Source organism: Polaromonas sp. YR568 (assembly GCF_943371715.1).
Classification (GTDB): Bacteria; Pseudomonadota; Gammaproteobacteria; order Burkholderiales; family Burkholderiaceae_C; genus Polaromonas.
On the sequence record NZ_CALRVW010000011.1, the window covers coordinates 16,076 to 29,944 of the forward strand.

A 13,869-nucleotide genomic window follows, 5' to 3' on the forward strand; every position below is an offset into this window, starting at 1 on the left:
GCCTGCGGGCCGATGTCGGAGGGGCGGTCCATCCCCCTATTGGACATGAAGTCAGGGCGGGGCCAGCACGGCGGTGATCACGGCCTCGTCGGGCGCTGCGAAGACGGTGTTGTGCCGCCCGGTCAGGGGGCCGCCGCCTGGAAAAACCTCACCCCCGGCGCCGTAACCGATGGCCTTGAACTTCCATTGCCCGCCAATCAGCTTGAGGTTGCCCACATGGAGGCCAGTACCGGTGAGTACGCGGTACACGCCGTCATTGACCCTGCTGAGCGTCAAGGCTGGCAAGGCCTTCACCTTCGCTTGTCCGGGAATGTCCGGACATGCCCGGCCGTCGGCCATGGTCAGGCCTTGATGGCCGCGACGAGCTCGCGTTTGTCGAGGCCGTACATGTCGGCAAATTCCTCGGCGGTCTTGCCGCTGCTTTCAAACGTGCGGCGCAAGGCTTCGCGTTTGGCCAGCTTCTGGTCGCGCTCGGCGAAGGCTTCCTCGAGCAGGGCGGTGGCTTCCAGGTCATTGGTCTGGACCCGCGCCTGGTAGTCCTGGCGGGTCAGTCCGCTGGCCTCGAACGCGGCCATCAACTGCGCGCGGAATTTGGGCCGCAGGTCCTCGCGGGCGCGGGCCTGGCGGCGGCGGAACAGTTCAAGCAGTGACAGGTAGACATGTTCGGGCGCCACGTCGTCCCCCGCATTGCCCTGCAGGTCGTGGCGCTTGTTGCCGGCGGTCACGCATTGCAGGTAACGCGTGGAGCGTGTGTGGATGCCCAGCGCCGCCTTGAGGCTGTCGCGCTGGAAGTGTTCGGGGTGCGCGGCCAGCAGTTCCTGAAAAATCCCGAGCTTGAGCGGCAGGAAATTGGCGCCGAAGAGGTGTGGGTACAGCTCGAACAGCTTTTCCAGCACAGGTTGCACCGAACGCGAACGGCCTGCGGCGATGGGTTCGCCTGCCGGCGCACTGGAGGGTTGCCCGGCCGGTGTGGTCTCGTCCGCCTGGACGGTTTCAACGGGGGCTGCGCTTGTTTCTGAAGGGGTCATGGTCATGGGGGTCATCTTGGGGTCAACCCATGATTGTCAACCAAACGGCCCGGCCGCTGTGTAAACCCCATGTTCATGGGGTCTGAATGGCCGTCGGTTGCCGGTTTCTGGCGGCTTCGGGCATCGATAATTTGACCTGACATGCGGGAAGGAATGCCCTCATGCCAGGCCTGCCGCGCACCTCCGGTTTTTGCGCGTTGTGTTCAAAATATTTCTGACAGGAAACCACCATGATTTCTGGAATGAAGGCTGTTGCAGCCAGACTCGCTTTTGCCTTGCTGCTTTCGTTTGTAGGGGCCCAGGCCATGGCCGCGGGCGCGCTGGCCATTGACAGCCTGCAGGGTGAAAAATACGGGTTCTCCTTCAACCACCCGACGACCGACCAGGCCGAAAAGCGCGCGATGCGGGAGTGTGGTTCCGACTGTGCCGTGGTGCTGCGCTTCCGTGCCGAATGCGGCGCCTACGCCGCAGACCAGGCCAAGGGCTCCAACGCCTATGGCTGGGGAACCGGTGCCACGAGTTCCATCGTCCAGCAGCGCGCCTTGTCGGAATGCCGGGCCAAGGGCGGGTCAAGCTGCAAGGTCCGTTCATGGGGCTGTGATGCCACGAAGGCCTCGTCCGACCAGGATGCCGGGTCCACGGACAACAACGCGGCCAGCGCGGAATTCCAGATGCAGGGTGACTGGCAGGTGGACTATGCCGGATCCGCCGGCTTCCCCTACAACGGGACCTTGCGGGTCAACGAGAAATCCGGCAACGGCGTCTATCGCGGCGTGATGGTTCTGGCTTACACCAACAACCAGGGCCAGGCCAAGAAGATTCAGCAGAACATGCTGATCACGGTTCGCGGCAACACCGTCACGATCAAGGGCAGCAATCCTGTCTACCTGCAGGGTTCGGGCAACTACGATCCCGACACTTTCACTGTGAGCATCGGCAGTTCCGGTGTCCTGCGTGGCCAGAACAACGACGCCGGGGGCGCTGGCGGTTCTGTGGTGATCAGCAGGCGGTAAGTCCCGGGGGCGCCGCGGTCGCTGGCTTCTATTGCCGCGCGCCGCGGGCCAGCGCCGCAGCCCGTGACGCGGCCAGTGCCTGCATATCGGGCACGCCCTGGGTCGGCCAGCCGGACAGGTGCTGCTGTGCAATGTCGCTCAGGGCCCTCATCCATTCGGGGCTGTCGTTGAGGCAGGCGATGTAGTTGAAGGTCTTTCCGCCCGCATGCTCAAAAGCCTCTTTGGCCTCCTGCGCAATTTCCTCGAGGGTTTCGAGGCAGTCGCCGGTGAAGCCGGGGCACATCACATCGACGCTTTTGACACCGGCCCTGGCCAGTGCCACCAGCGTGGGCTCGGTGTAGGGCTCCAGCCACTTGGCCTTGCCGAAGCGCGACTGGAAGGTGACGCGGTACTGCTCTTTGGCCAGGCCCAGTTCTTCGGCCAGCAGGCGGGCGGTTTTATGGCACTCGCAGTGGTAGGGGTCACCCAGATGCAGCGTGCGTTCGGGCACGCCGTGAAAACTCATGACCAGTTTTTCCGCGCGGCCATGCGTCGCCCAGTGCGCACGCACGCGTGCTGCCAGCGCCGAGATGTAGCCCGGGTGGTCGTGGTAGTGGTTGACAAACCGCAGCTCTGGAATAAGCCGGGTTTTGGCGGCCCAGCTGTAGACGGCGTCGAACACGCTGGCGGTGCTGGTGCCGCTGTACTGCGGATAGGCGGGCAACACCAGGATGCGTGTCACGCCTTCGGCCTTCAGCGAGTTCAGCTGCGCGGCCACGGAGGGCTGGCCGTAACGCATGGCGTAACGCACTTCCACATGGTGTCCGCGCTCGCCCAGGTAACCGCGCAGCAGCTTCGCCTGTTTGGCCGTCCACACCTTCAGCGGTGAGCCTTCCGCGGTCCAGATGCTGGCGTATTTGGCGGCCGACTTCTTGGGCCGCACGCGCAGGATGATGCCGTGCAGGATGAACCACCACAGGGCCTTGGGGATTTCGATCACGCGGTGGTCACTCAGAAACTGCGCCAGGTAGGGGCGCAGCGCCGCGGCGGTGGGCGCATCCGGGGTTCCGAGGTTGCAGTACAGCACCGCGGTGCCGCTGGCTGCGCTGGGCGGCTTCCCATGCTCAAAGGGGGGTTCTGGGGAAAAAGACATGGGTTATTCTCCCCTACCTATGCTTGACCTGACAATTATTAAAGCCATAACCCTTGACCTTGATGACACCCTCTGGCCGGTCTGGCCGGTGATAGAGAAAGCCGAAGCCGCCCTCGATGAATGGCTGGGCCGTCATGCGCCGATGACGGCGGCCCTGTTTGCCAACCCCACGGCGCGCCACGATATCCGCGAGCAGATTGTCCGTACCCGGCCCGAGCTCAGGCACAACCTCAGTGCCATCCGGCGCGAGGCCATCCGCCTGGCCCTGTACCGCTCCCGCGAGAACCCCCTGCTGGCTGAAGAAGCCTTTGAAGTTTTTTTCGCCGCGCGCCATGAGGTGACGCTGTTCGATGACGCGATGCTGGCGCTGGAGTTTCTCTCCGCGCGTTATCCGGTGGTTGCGCTGTCCAATGGCAATGCCGATATCGCCCGCATCGGGCTCGCGCCATACTTCCGCGCCGCCATCAGCGCGCAGGCGTTCGGTGTGGGCAAGCCGGACCCGCGGATTTTCCATGCCGCGGCCGGCGCCGTGGATGTGCCACCCCACCACGTGCTGCATGTGGGCGACGACGCCGCGCTGGATGTGCTGGGGGCGCTGAACGCGGGCATGCAGACGGCCTGGTTGAACCGGGCCGATCACCTGTGGACGCACGATGACGTGCCGCACGAAACCGTGACCAGCCTGACGGAACTGTGCGACCTGTTTCGCCTGGCCGACCCGCAGCCATGACATTGAAGATCTACGGCATCGCCGCCTCGCGCGCCTCACGGCCGCTGTGGGTGGCGCACGAACTGGGCCTGGCCTATGAGCACGTCGCACTGCCATACCAGGCTGGCGCGACGCGCACGCCGGAGTTTCTGGCGCTCAATCCCAACGGGCACATCCCCGTGGTGGACGACGATGGCGTACTGGTCTGGGAGTCCATGGCCTGCGCGCTGTACCTGGCCGGGCGTTTCCAGGGCGCAGGCGCTGAACCGCTCGCTGCAGTGAGTCACGCCGAACAGGCCGAGATCCTGCGCTGGAGCTTCTGGGCCGTGACCGAATGCGAAAAAGATGCATTGACCTTCCTGATGCACACCATCGCCATGCCCGAGGAGCGGCGCAAACCGCAGCTGGCGCAGGAGGCCGAGCGTCGTCTGCTGCCGGCATTGCGTGTGCTCGAACAGCACCTGCAAACCCGCCGTTTCCTGGCCGGGGAGCGTTTCACCGTGGCCGACATCTGCGTGGCGTCGGTGCTGGCCTGGGTCCAGCGCGCTGAAGCCATGCTGCACTGCCCGCGGCTGGCCGACTGGCTGGAGCGTTGCCTGGCGCGGCCGGCACAGATCCAGGTGCGCGCCATGGCGCGGCGAAGCATCCCGTCCTGAAGCGAATTTTCTCAAGAGAAAATGACCTTCAGCCCTTATACAGCGGGCGCCAATAGCTATTTATTTTGTAGCACCTCCAGCGCCCGTCCGGCCCGGCCGGCAGCGTGCGGTGTGGTGAGGTGCTGAACGCTGACCTCAGCGCGCGCCGATGGCTCCGCTCAGGGCCTCGTTCACGGTGGCCTGCGTGTTCAGATTCTTGATCAGGCCCAGGGCGTTGCTGCTCGCGTTGATCACGGTTTGCTGGAGGATCTGCTGGTTGTTCAGCGTGTTCTGGATGACGGTGGCGAAGGCCGCGTCCGATGCCTCCGGCGCGATGCTGTTGCCCGGACCGACTTGCACCACCAGGCTGGTTGCCGCCAGTTGGCGGCTGAGTTGTTCCGCCTGCACCGGGGTCAATTCAGAGAGCTGGCCGAAGTTGAGGCTCATCTGGGTGACCAGTTCGCCGTTGATGTAGAGAGCGCGTGTGATCCCGAAACTCACCCGCAACCCGTCCGCCAGGGCGAAACCACCACGAAAGCTGTCCAGCGTCCGATCGCTCACCGCCAGCCACAGCGCGCCTGCCGATGAATCTGGTTCCCGGGTCTGGGCTTGGGCTGCGCCAAGTACACCAGCCATTAGCGCCAGCAGCCACAGCCCGCGGCTGCTCCGGAGGGAAAGGCGGCGGCTGGCGCGCATCAGAAGTCTCCCGGTCCCAGCTTGGGCAGGGCGTTGCCGGCCAGTCCGTCCCGGTGAACGCCGCTGCCCAAGGGCGCCCGCGGCGCCACGCGCCAGTCGGTCGCCAGGTTGAAGCGCGCCGACTCCATGCGGTTGTGCACCACGAACAGCAGGCGGGTGGTCCACAACGCATCGAAGGTCTGCCGGGGCAGTGCGCGTGTACCTTGCGACGGGTCGCCAATCAGCACGCGGTCGGCCTGCAGCCCCTTGACCACCACGAAATGGAAGTAGCCGTTTTCGTTGATCAGCACGATCGCCGGAACGCGTGCCTCGTTGAGTTTTTCGAGCGGCTGCTCGAAGCCGTCGGCCTCGAAGCCCCGCGTGGCCAGGAAATTTTTCATGTCCAGCAGCGAAAACCCTTCGCGCTGGATTTTCTGCTGGTTGCCGCGCGCATACATCTCCTGGAACACCGCTTGCTCGCTGACCGGATGACCGTAGTGATGCGTCAGCAGCGTCGCGATCGCTGCCGATCCGCAACTGAAGTCGTACTGCTGGATCAGGGTGCTGGCCAGACGCGCCTGCCGCAGGCTGGTGACGGGCAGGCTGACGTCGCCCGCCCCCAGGGACGGCAGGTGAACGTGCTGGGCCGGGACCGACCCGGCACCGGCCAACAGCGCGAAGCAAAACAACAGGGCGCGCATGGTAGCCGCCGTCAGTTCATCTGCAGATTGAGGATCACAGCGTTCTGGATCAGCACATTCGCGCCGGAATTCTGGATGACGACCGGTATGCCGTTCATGTTGGCAAAGGCGCCGGCGCTGATCGCGTTGCTGCCGGTGTTGACCTGCTCGGCCATGTTGCCGGCGGTGCTCCCGGTCAGCGTCATGTCGTTGTGCACGAGCACAAACTGGCTGCCGCCGCGCTGGCTGTCCAGCGTGGCCAGATCAACCGGCTGGTCGAAGCCGGCCGAGCTGGCGCTGCTGGCCGCCGCACCGCCGGACGGGGGCGGCAAAGGCGTTTGCGCTGCAACCGTGGCCGCAAGCGTGGACAGCACCAGCCCGCAGACGGCGCAGGACAAGGGCATCGGTTTCATGGCGTCCCCTTTGGGCTCGGGTGGGCATGCGCCGACCTCCACCGTGCGACCTGCAACTGTGCAGACCGCACGGGTGGGGAATGGCCGGCGACTCGCCTTATTGACCGACGGACAGGTTGGCCTGCACGTTCACGCTTTGCTGAACCAGCGAGGTGAAGCCGCTGTTCTGACTCGCAAGCATGATGCCGGCGGCCGATTGCCCGACACTGGTCATGCTGTTGGCCATGCTGAACGTCCCGGCGTTGACGCTGTTGGTACCGCCGGCGCCACCGCTGCCGCCCTGGCCCACGCCGCCGGCTCCGCCAGCGGCCGTGTTGGTGCCGCCACTGCCAGCGCCGCCGGTGCCGCCGGTGCCGCTGCCACCGGCACCGCCGTTGCCACCGGTGTTGCTGCCATTGCTGGCGCTGCCGTTGGTGGCGCTGCCGTTGGTGGCCGGCCCGCCGGTGCCGCCGGTGCCTGCTCCGCCAGTGCGGGTTCCGCCGCCGCCATTGCTGGCGGATGTGCCGCCGTTTCCGCCTGCGCCGCCGCCACTGAGTGCGCCCCCGTCTCCGCCTGCGCCGCCGTTGGCACCGCTGGTGCCGCCGTTGTTGTTGCCACTCGCGGTGGCGCCCGTGCCGCTGCCGCCGCTACCCGCACCGGCGCTGCCGTTGGAGGCGCTGCCGTTGCTGACGGCACCGTTGGTGGCGCTGCCACCGGTCGCGCCCACGGCACCCACGCCGCCGGCACCCGTGCCGCCGGCACCCGTGCCGGAAGCCTGGCCGCCGTTGCCGGTGCCGCCGGTGCCACCGTTGCCGGTGCCGCCGTTGCTCGTGCCGGTGTTATAGGCATTGTTGCCGATGCCAGAGACGGTGTTGCCCGTCACGACGCCATTGAGGTTGCTGCTGGCGGTCGCGGTCATCACGTTGAAGGCATTGGTGAAGGTACCGGTGGAACCGTTGTTGAGTGCGGCTGACCGCGCGGCGCTGGCAAGCGCTTCGCCGGTTGTTGCGGTCGAAAATTCGTTGGCTTGCGGGCCATTGCCGCTTTGATCCGAAGTGGCCGTCGCGGTTTGATTTCCGGTGCTTGCACTGGTGGTACCGGCGGTCCCGTTGTTGACCGGGTTGGCCCATGCGGACGCGAAGGCAAGGGCGAGGGTTGAAGCGAGAAGTGTCTTTTTCATGATTCCTCCGAGAGTTGAGTCGGGTTGGGTTGAGAGGGACATCGTTGGGTTGAGTCGCGTCGCCGCAAATCGGTCCAGCGACAGCAAATTCAGTGCCAGCGGGTTGCGGGGTGGGGCCGTTCAGCAAGGCTCTCCCTGCGAAGACCACTGCCCTGCATGGCTTGTCCCAATGTGTCGAATCGGTGAGAGCTGGCTGGCACGCGCGTGTTTTTGACGCGAAGTGTCACGGATGGTTGACGGCGCAATGCTGCCGGTTCGAATTAGCGTGACGCGCCTCCTCGACACTTGCCGGTTGCTCCCCATTTCTGGTGATGTCACAGATCTGTGACAGAGGCCACTGCGCGCGAGGGACCGGAACCGCCGCTCTGGTTTGTTCCACCAAAGGCGACGCCTTGTGGGGCGTGTAGCCGGGGCCTGGAGATACGGGCTGGCGCAGACCGAATCAAAAGTGTGACAGTTGTCTGGCGCTGGTCCTGCGTGGATTACGGGTCGTTGCAATGTGCGGCTTGCCAGCGTCTGCGCGATGCACTTACGCTGGTGCCACTGCATGAAAAAATCAAAAAGCGGAGGATTGCATGGGGTACCTCATGACAACAACAAGTCGCCGCCCCCCGGCGTGGGCCGTGCTGGCCTGTTCATCCACGGTGTTGTTGGCAACGCTCGCGCAGGCGCAGGGGACGGCCTCATCCCGCAGTGCCAACAAGCGCATCGAGTTGCTGCAGCAGCAGCTCACCGAGCAGGGGCGCCAGATCGAGGTGCTGCGTGAAGCACTGCGTCAGCAGGCTACCGAGCAGGAGGCGCGTTACCGCGAACAGCAGCGCATCGAGCAGGAACGCCAGGCGGCGCTCAGCACGGCGCGTCCCGACAGCAGACTGGCGGACGACAGGAAGGAAACCGCCGCGAGCGACACGCCCGATGCCTCCACCCGTTCGGTGCGCGTGGGCGTGGCGCCGAGCGCGGAGCCGCAGCCGCCCGCAGTTGCGCCGCTGTTCGATCAGCCCGGCATCCTGACGCCGCGGGGGCGTTATGTGCTGGAACCATCGCTGCAGTACGGCTACTCGTCCAGCAACCGCGTCGCGCTGGTGGGCTACACCATCATTCCGGCCTTGCTGATCGGCCTGATCGATGTGCGCGAGGTCAAGCGCAACACGCTGACCGCGGCGATCACGGGGCGCTGGGGACTCAGCAACCGGCTGGAGGTGGAAGCCAAACTTCCCTATGTCTACCGCTCCGACAACACCATCAGTCGTGAGCTTTTCACCGGCACCGCATCGGAGAGAGCTTTCAACGCCAACGGCAATGCGATGGGCGATGTCGAGGTCGCGGCCCGTTACCAGTTGAACCAGCCACGCGGGAATTCCCCGTACCTGATCGGTTCGTTGCGCTTCAAGACCCGCACCGGCAAGGACCCCTTCGAAGTGGTGACCGACTGCGTGACACGCTGCCTGGGCAACACCACCGGCACCGGCCTGCCGCTGGACCTGCCGACGGGCTCGGGCTTTTATTCCCTGCAAACCGGGGTGACCTGGCTTTTTCCTTCGGACCCGGCGGTGTTTTTCGGCGGTGTCAGCTACACGCACAATTTCGGGCGCGACAACGTCAGCCGCCTGGTACTCAACAACCAGCGGGAGTTCATCGGCTCGGTGCGGCCGGGCGGCGTCGTGGGTGTCAATTTCGGCATGGGTCTGGCGCTCAACGAGCGCTCGTCCTTCAGTGTCGGTGTGGACCTGAACTCCGTCGGGCGGACCCGGCAAAATGGCGAGCCGGTGGTGACGTCGGTACGCACCCAACTGGCTTCCTTGCTGCTGGGTTATTCGTACCGCTACAGCAACAAGACCACGCTGAATGTGACGGTGGGTGCCGGCCTGACCCGCGACACCCCGGATTTGACCCTGACGGTCCGGTTGCCGATATCGAACTGACAAGGCTGGCCATGCTGATCCGCAACCTCCTGTGCGTGACGCTGACCGACTCGGCGGGTGGCGTGGGGGAGCACCTGCTCGCGCAGGGCTGGCGCGTGGCGCAGGCGACCGATCTGGCGGCTGCGGGGCGGATGCAGGCCCAGCAGCGCTTCCCGGTCAGTTTGCTGATCATCGGCACACCGCTGGCTGGGTCGGAGCACGCGCTGGAAGCCTGTGTCAAGGCTTCCAACGGATCGGAGTGGGTGGCCGTTTGCAACCGTGAGGCGCTGGAGTCGCCGGGCTTTCGCGATCTGCTGCTCAACTGTTTTTTTGACCACCAGACCCTGCCGCTCGTCTGGCACGACCTCGAACTGGTCCTGGAGCACGCCGCCCAGCGCGCCATGCTGCGCAGCCGGCAGCATCCTCACGTGCATGCGGCAGACTCCCTGGGCCTGGTGGGCCAGGGGCCCGTCATCACCCGTCTGCGCGAACAGATCCGCAAGGTGGCGGCGACGGAGGCGCCGGTGCTGCTCGGCGGAGAAAGCGGTAGCGGCAAGGAGCTGGCCGCGCGCGCGATCCACCGCTGTTCACATCGCGCGGCGGGGCCGTTTGTGGCGGTCAACTGCGGTGCCATCGCGCCTTCGCTGATTTATTCCGAACTGTTTGGCCACGAACGGGGAGCGTTCACTGGCGCCTCATCCCAGCGGCACGGGCTGATTGAGGCTGCCAACGGGGGCACGATTTTCCTCGATGAAATCGGCGACCTGCCGCTGGAGTTGCAGACCAGCCTGCTGCGCTTTCTGCAGGAGAAGACGATCACCCGTGTGGGCGCGGTACGCAGCCTGCCGGTGGACGCGCGGGTGGTGGCGGCCTCTCACCAGGACCTCGCGGAATGCGTGGCCATGGGCCGGTTCCGCGAAGACCTGTTTTACCGGCTGAATGTGCTGCCGATCGAGGTGCCGCCGTTGCGGCGCCACATGGAGGATGTGCCGATGCTGGCCGAGTATTTTTTACAGCGCTGCGCGGTCAAGGGCAAGACCCGGGTGCGGGGCTTCAACCAGCAGGCGATGGCCGCGATGATGGCTCACACATGGCCCGGCAATGTGCGCGAGTTGTACAACCGCGTGCAGCGCGCGGTGGTCATGACCGATCAGCGACTGATAGGTCCTGCGGACCTGGGCCTGGCACCGGCCGACCGGCCCGCGGGGATCGGGCTCGATGCTGCCCGCACCCTGGCCGAGCGCGATGCGATCTTCCTGACCCTGACGCGTGTCGGGCACAACGTCACGCGCGCCGCCCGCGAGCTCGGGGTGTCACGCATGACCTTGTACCGTCTGATGGACAAACACAGCATGAGCCTGCCCAGCGGGCAGGGCGCAGGGCCCGGCGCAGGGCCTTCAGGCCTGCCCATGGGAAGCAGCGGCCAGGCCGCTGCGCACGGCACCTTCTAGCGTGGCCGGGTAGGGGCCGTCGAGGTAGTCGCCACACGCCAGCAGTCCCGGCAGCACCCGCACGGCGGGGCGCTGCAGGCCAGGCAGGCAGGCGAAGGTCGCGCGTTTTTCCACAATCGTCTGCACGGCCTGCAGGGCTGTCGGTCCGAGTTGCCGCTCGCCCTGGTCCAGCACGCGGCGGGTCAACGCGTCCTTGTCGGCGCTGCTGGCGCTGACCACAAAGGCCAGCAGCCCGGCGGGCCCGCCGAGCTGTCCGCGGTCAAACACAAACTGCGCCGGTGCCTCGCCATCGGGTGCGCCGGCGCGCAGCGTGAGCATGGGCTGCGCCAGGCGTGCGCCCGGTGAAAACGCATACACCGTGGTGATCGCTTCGAACTGCAGCGCGCGGGTGTGCGCCAGCCACGCCTGGCAGGGCAGTCCCGCTGTTTCGACCAGCCGCGCAGCTTCCGCTGGCGGGCAGGCCAGAATCACCCGGTCAAAGAGGGCGCCATCGATCTGCCAGCGGCCGGCCACCGATGCCAGTTGCTGCACGCGGCGGCCCAGGCCGACGTCGCCGCCTTGCCGCACCACCCAGGCCAGTGCTGCATCGGGCAGCAGTGCACTGAGGTCCACACGCGGCAGCAGCAGGTTGGAGCCGCCCGATGTGGCGAACAGCGCGTCGCGCAGCACACGCAAATACACCTGGCCGCTGGCGCGGTGGGCCGGCGTGTTCAGCGCCGAGACACACAGCGGCTCGATCAGGGTGGCCATCACCGCCGGGCTCAGCGTGCGGCACAGCTGCGCGACAGACAGCTCCGGTGCGCAGCGAAACCCCGAGACCTGCCAGCCGACGGCGGCGCGCAGCAGCGAGAGTTTGTCGCGCCAGCTCCAGCCGCGCGCACGCGCGATGCCGACCAGCGCATCCAGCGGTGCAGGGAGCCGGGGAAAGGCCAGGCCCGTGCCGTCGGGGAACTGCAAGGTCAGTGGCAGGCGCAGCAGGGCCGCGTCGGCAGCGATGCCGAGGTCGGCCATCAGGCGCAGCGTTTCGCTGTAGGCGCCGATCAGGATGTGCTGGCCGTTGTCCAGCGCCAACGCCGTGCCGTCGGGCCACTGGCCGTCGACACGCCGCGCGCGCCCACCGGGAACACGTGCCGCTTCAAACACGGTGACCTGCTGGCCGAGCCGGGTGGCTTCGACCGCCGCCGCGCAGCCGGCCCAGCCGGCGCCGATGACGGCCGTCCTCACACCACTTTTCCGAAGGCCTGTGTTTTCCACGCCAGCCAGAACTTGCGCAGCGGCGTCAGGCTGACACGCTGGTGCAGCACCTGGTAGCCGTCGGCCTCGATCTCGCGCAGCAGGGTGCGGTAAATGCTGGCCATCATGAGCCCCGGCTTTTGCGCGCGGCGGTCGGCCTCGGGCAGCAGCGCCAGCGCTTCGTCATACAGGCCGAGCGCTCGCTGCGTCTGGAACTGCATCAGCGCGGTGAAGCGGTCGGAGTACTGGCGCTTGAGGATTTCGTGGGCTTTCACGTCGAACTGCTGCAGCTCGTTGACCGGCAGGTAAATGCGGCCGCGCAAGGCATCTTCCCCGACGTCGCGGATGATGTTGGTCATCTGGAAGGCCAGCCCGAGCTTGTGTGCGTACGCGGTGGTCTGCGGCTGCGTCTGCCCGAAAATCCGCGCGGCCACCTCGCCGACGATGCCGGCGACCAGGTGGCAGTAGCTCTTGAGGCCCGGGAAATCGAGAAAGCGGTTTTGCGTGAGGTCCATCTGGCAGCCCTCAATCACCGCCTGCAGGTGGCGCGCTTCGATCTGGTAGGTGGGCGCCAGCGGCATCAGCGCTTTCATCACCGGATGGGTGGGCGAGCCGGCGTAGGACTTGAGCACCTCGGCGTGCCACCAGGCGAGTTTGGTCTGGGCCACGCCGGGGTCGGTCACTTCATCGACCACATCGTCGACCTCGCGGCAAAAGGCATAAAACGCGGTGATGGCCGCGCGCCGTTCCCTGGGCAGAAACAGGAAGGCGTAATAAAAACTGCTGCCGGACGCGGCGGCTTTCTGCTGGACGTATTCCTCGGGGTTCATGGGCGGGATTGTCGCAGGCTTGGGGCGGTGGCAAGCCGTCCGCTGCCCGGATTACATCCGGACAGCGCGCCACAGCATCAGCGCCACATCCCAGGGCGTGAGCTTGGGGCGCTGGCGCAGCGTGGCAAAGGCTATCGCTTCGATCTTGTCGAGGATGCGCAGGCCGCCTTGCACGACCAGGCGCAACTCCCAGCCCGCGCGCCCCGGCACCTTCTTCACCAAAGGTAAGCCTTTGAGCATCCTGGCCCTTGCCGAATGGACGCAGGCAGCTATCAATTTCGTAGTGGCCGGGTTTTCATCGAGGGCCAGCAGTTGCGCTTCGTCGACGCCGTGCGCGGCCCACAGGTCTTGCGGCAGGTAGATGCGGCCGCGCGGAATGTCCACGCTGAGGTCCTGCCAGAAGTTGATCAGCTGCAGCGCCGTGCAGATGTGGTCGCTCTGCGCCAATGACACCGCGTCGTTCACGCCGTACAGATGCAGCAGCAGGCGCCCGACCGGGTTGGCCGAGCGGCGGCAGTAGTCCAGCAGCTCGGCTTCGCTGGCATAACGCTGCTTGACGACGTCCTGCTCGAACGCGCTGAGCAGGTCGTCCAGCAGCGGCACCGGCAGCCGGAACTGCCCGATCACCGGTGCCAGAGCCGCAAAGACGGCCGGCCAACGCGCCGAGACGGGCCGGCCCTCGGCCGCGGCGAATAGGTCGGCGCGGCAGGCCGCGAGGTCGGCCAGGCGCTCGGCGGGCTGGGCGTCGCCTTCGTCGGCAATGTCGTCGGCGGTGCGGGCAAACCAGTAGATCGCCGCGACCGCCGGTCGCAGGTGCGGCGGGCACAGCAGCGAGGCCACGGGGAAGTTTTCGTAGTGGCTGGAAGGAGGCTGCAGCGGCTGCGCAAGGTCGGGATGGGGGCCGGAAGTCATGGGCTGGATTGTCGCTTGACAAGCCTTGGGAATTACCCTAGATTACTAACCGGTCAGTCATTAACACGGTTTTCAGGCTTGCCTGATTCCTGCTTTCC

Annotated in this window: 15 protein-coding genes; 5 read left to right on the forward strand and 10 right to left on the reverse strand. The window is 66.1% G+C overall.

Translation table 11 applies throughout. From position 1 onward, the window contains the following. Positions 1 to 51 precede the first annotated feature (51 nt). The gene (locus AAG813_RS09930) at positions 52 to 276 is read right to left on the reverse strand and encodes a hypothetical protein (RefSeq protein ID WP_341914427.1); all 225 of its coding nucleotides are present in this window, start codon (positions 274 to 276) and stop codon (positions 52 to 54) included. Positions 277 to 341: 65 nt separating this feature from the next. Further along, positions 342 to 1,034, reverse strand: coding sequence for a ProQ/FINO family protein (locus AAG813_RS09935; RefSeq protein ID WP_341914429.1), 693 nt, complete (start codon positions 1,032 to 1,034; stop codon positions 342 to 344). Positions 1,035 to 1,258: 224 nt separating this feature from the next. Here AAG813_RS09935 and AAG813_RS09940 point away from each other — a divergent pair, with 224 nt between their 5' ends. Further along, positions 1,259 to 2,041 carry a DUF4189 domain-containing protein gene (locus AAG813_RS09940; protein WP_341914431.1) on the forward strand — a complete coding sequence of 261 codons (783 nt, stop codon included), beginning with the start codon at positions 1,259 to 1,261 and terminating at the stop codon, positions 2,039 to 2,041. Between the two features lie 28 nt (positions 2,042 to 2,069). Here AAG813_RS09940 and hemH read toward each other — a convergent pair whose 3' ends face one another. Next, on the reverse strand, positions 2,070 to 3,173 hold the full coding sequence (hemH, locus tag AAG813_RS09945; RefSeq protein ID WP_341914433.1) for a ferrochelatase: 1,104 nt from the start codon (positions 3,171 to 3,173) through the stop codon (positions 2,070 to 2,072). A 19-nt stretch (positions 3,174 to 3,192) separates the two neighbouring features. Between hemH and AAG813_RS09950 the strand changes: the two genes are divergently transcribed. Then, a complete protein-coding gene (locus AAG813_RS09950) occupies positions 3,193 to 3,903 on the forward strand; it encodes an HAD family hydrolase (protein ID WP_341914619.1) in 711 nt (236 codons plus the stop codon). Further along, entirely contained in the window at positions 3,900 to 4,538 is a 639-nt protein-coding gene (locus tag AAG813_RS09955) for a glutathione S-transferase family protein (protein WP_341914434.1), read from the forward strand. Before AAG813_RS09950 ends, AAG813_RS09955 begins: the two co-directional genes overlap by 4 nt. Positions 4,539 to 4,673: 135 nt before the next feature. Here AAG813_RS09955 and AAG813_RS09960 read toward each other — a convergent pair whose 3' ends face one another. The 4 genes from AAG813_RS09960 to AAG813_RS09975 form a co-directional block, all read right to left on the reverse strand. Beyond that, the gene (locus tag AAG813_RS09960; RefSeq protein WP_341914436.1) at positions 4,674 to 5,213 is read right to left on the reverse strand and encodes a hypothetical protein; all 540 of its coding nucleotides are present in this window, start codon (positions 5,211 to 5,213) and stop codon (positions 4,674 to 4,676) included. Next, positions 5,213 to 5,893 (reverse strand): C39 family peptidase, encoded by a 681-nt coding sequence (locus AAG813_RS09965; protein WP_341914438.1) that lies wholly within the window; start codon positions 5,891 to 5,893, stop codon positions 5,213 to 5,215. The genes AAG813_RS09960 and AAG813_RS09965 overlap by 1 nt, the downstream gene beginning before the upstream one ends. 11 nt (positions 5,894 to 5,904) lie before the next feature. Then, positions 5,905 to 6,285, reverse strand: a complete 381-nt coding sequence (locus AAG813_RS09970; RefSeq protein WP_341914440.1) for a hypothetical protein — start codon at positions 6,283 to 6,285, stop codon at positions 5,905 to 5,907. Between the two features lie 97 nt (positions 6,286 to 6,382). After that, a complete protein-coding gene (locus AAG813_RS09975) occupies positions 6,383 to 7,444 on the reverse strand; it encodes a hypothetical protein (RefSeq protein WP_341914442.1) in 1,062 nt (353 codons plus the stop codon). Positions 7,445 to 8,031: 587 nt separating this feature from the next. Between AAG813_RS09975 and AAG813_RS09980 the strand changes: the two genes are divergently transcribed. Then, positions 8,032 to 9,366, forward strand: coding sequence for an acetate kinase (locus tag AAG813_RS09980; protein WP_341914444.1), 1,335 nt, complete (start codon positions 8,032 to 8,034; stop codon positions 9,364 to 9,366). An 11-nt stretch (positions 9,367 to 9,377) separates the two neighbouring features. After that, positions 9,378 to 10,796 carry a sigma 54-interacting transcriptional regulator gene (locus AAG813_RS09985; protein ID WP_341914446.1) on the forward strand — a complete coding sequence of 473 codons (1,419 nt, stop codon included), beginning with the start codon at positions 9,378 to 9,380 and terminating at the stop codon, positions 10,794 to 10,796. On the opposite strand, the gene hpnE is transcribed toward AAG813_RS09985, so the two are convergent. Genes hpnE through hpnC form a run of 3 tightly spaced genes read right to left on the reverse strand, consistent with a single transcriptional unit; the run spans position 10,743 to position 13,771 of the window. Beyond that, positions 10,743 to 12,020 carry a hydroxysqualene dehydroxylase HpnE gene (gene hpnE, locus AAG813_RS09990; protein WP_341914448.1) on the reverse strand — a complete coding sequence of 426 codons (1,278 nt, stop codon included), beginning with the start codon at positions 12,018 to 12,020 and terminating at the stop codon, positions 10,743 to 10,745. The two genes, AAG813_RS09985 and hpnE, sit on opposite strands and share 54 nt — an antisense overlap. Further along, positions 12,017 to 12,859 carry a presqualene diphosphate synthase HpnD gene (gene hpnD / locus AAG813_RS09995; protein ID WP_341914450.1) on the reverse strand — a complete coding sequence of 281 codons (843 nt, stop codon included), beginning with the start codon at positions 12,857 to 12,859 and terminating at the stop codon, positions 12,017 to 12,019. Before hpnD ends, hpnE begins: the two co-directional genes overlap by 4 nt. A 51-nt stretch (positions 12,860 to 12,910) precedes the next feature. After that, positions 12,911 to 13,771, reverse strand: a complete 861-nt coding sequence (gene hpnC, locus AAG813_RS10000) for a squalene synthase HpnC (protein ID WP_341914452.1) — start codon at positions 13,769 to 13,771, stop codon at positions 12,911 to 12,913. Positions 13,772 to 13,869: the final 98 nt, after the last annotated feature.

Excerpts from the sequence above, each read along its gene's own strand:
- hemH (WP_341914433.1), bottom strand. The coding sequence starts at position 3,173 with ATGTCTTTTTCCCCAGAACCCCCCTTTGAGCATGGGAAGCCGCCCAGC.
- AAG813_RS09965 (WP_341914438.1), bottom strand. The coding sequence starts at position 5,893 with ATGCGCGCCCTGTTGTTTTGCTTCGCGCTGTTGGCCGGTGCCGGGTCG.
- AAG813_RS09980 (WP_341914444.1), top strand. The coding sequence starts at position 8,032 with ATGACAACAACAAGTCGCCGCCCCCCGGCGTGGGCCGTGCTGGCCTGT.
- AAG813_RS09975 (WP_341914442.1), bottom strand. The coding sequence starts at position 7,444 with ATGAAAAAGACACTTCTCGCTTCAACCCTCGCCCTTGCCTTCGCGTCC.
- AAG813_RS09940 (WP_341914431.1), top strand. The coding sequence starts at position 1,259 with ATGATTTCTGGAATGAAGGCTGTTGCAGCCAGACTCGCTTTTGCCTTG.
- AAG813_RS09950 (WP_341914619.1), top strand. The coding sequence starts at position 3,193 with ATGCTTGACCTGACAATTATTAAAGCCATAACCCTTGACCTTGATGAC.
- hpnD (WP_341914450.1), bottom strand. The coding sequence starts at position 12,859 with ATGAACCCCGAGGAATACGTCCAGCAGAAAGCCGCCGCGTCCGGCAGC.
- AAG813_RS09960 (WP_341914436.1), bottom strand. The coding sequence starts at position 5,213 with ATGCGCGCCAGCCGCCGCCTTTCCCTCCGGAGCAGCCGCGGGCTGTGG.
- hpnC (WP_341914452.1), bottom strand. The coding sequence starts at position 13,771 with ATGACTTCCGGCCCCCATCCCGACCTTGCGCAGCCGCTGCAGCCTCCT.
- AAG813_RS09935 (WP_341914429.1), bottom strand. The coding sequence starts at position 1,034 with ATGACCATGACCCCTTCAGAAACAAGCGCAGCCCCCGTTGAAACCGTC.
- AAG813_RS09955 (WP_341914434.1), top strand. The coding sequence starts at position 3,900 with ATGACATTGAAGATCTACGGCATCGCCGCCTCGCGCGCCTCACGGCCG.
- AAG813_RS09985 (WP_341914446.1), top strand. The coding sequence starts at position 9,378 with ATGCTGATCCGCAACCTCCTGTGCGTGACGCTGACCGACTCGGCGGGT.
- AAG813_RS09970 (WP_341914440.1), bottom strand. The coding sequence starts at position 6,285 with ATGAAACCGATGCCCTTGTCCTGCGCCGTCTGCGGGCTGGTGCTGTCC.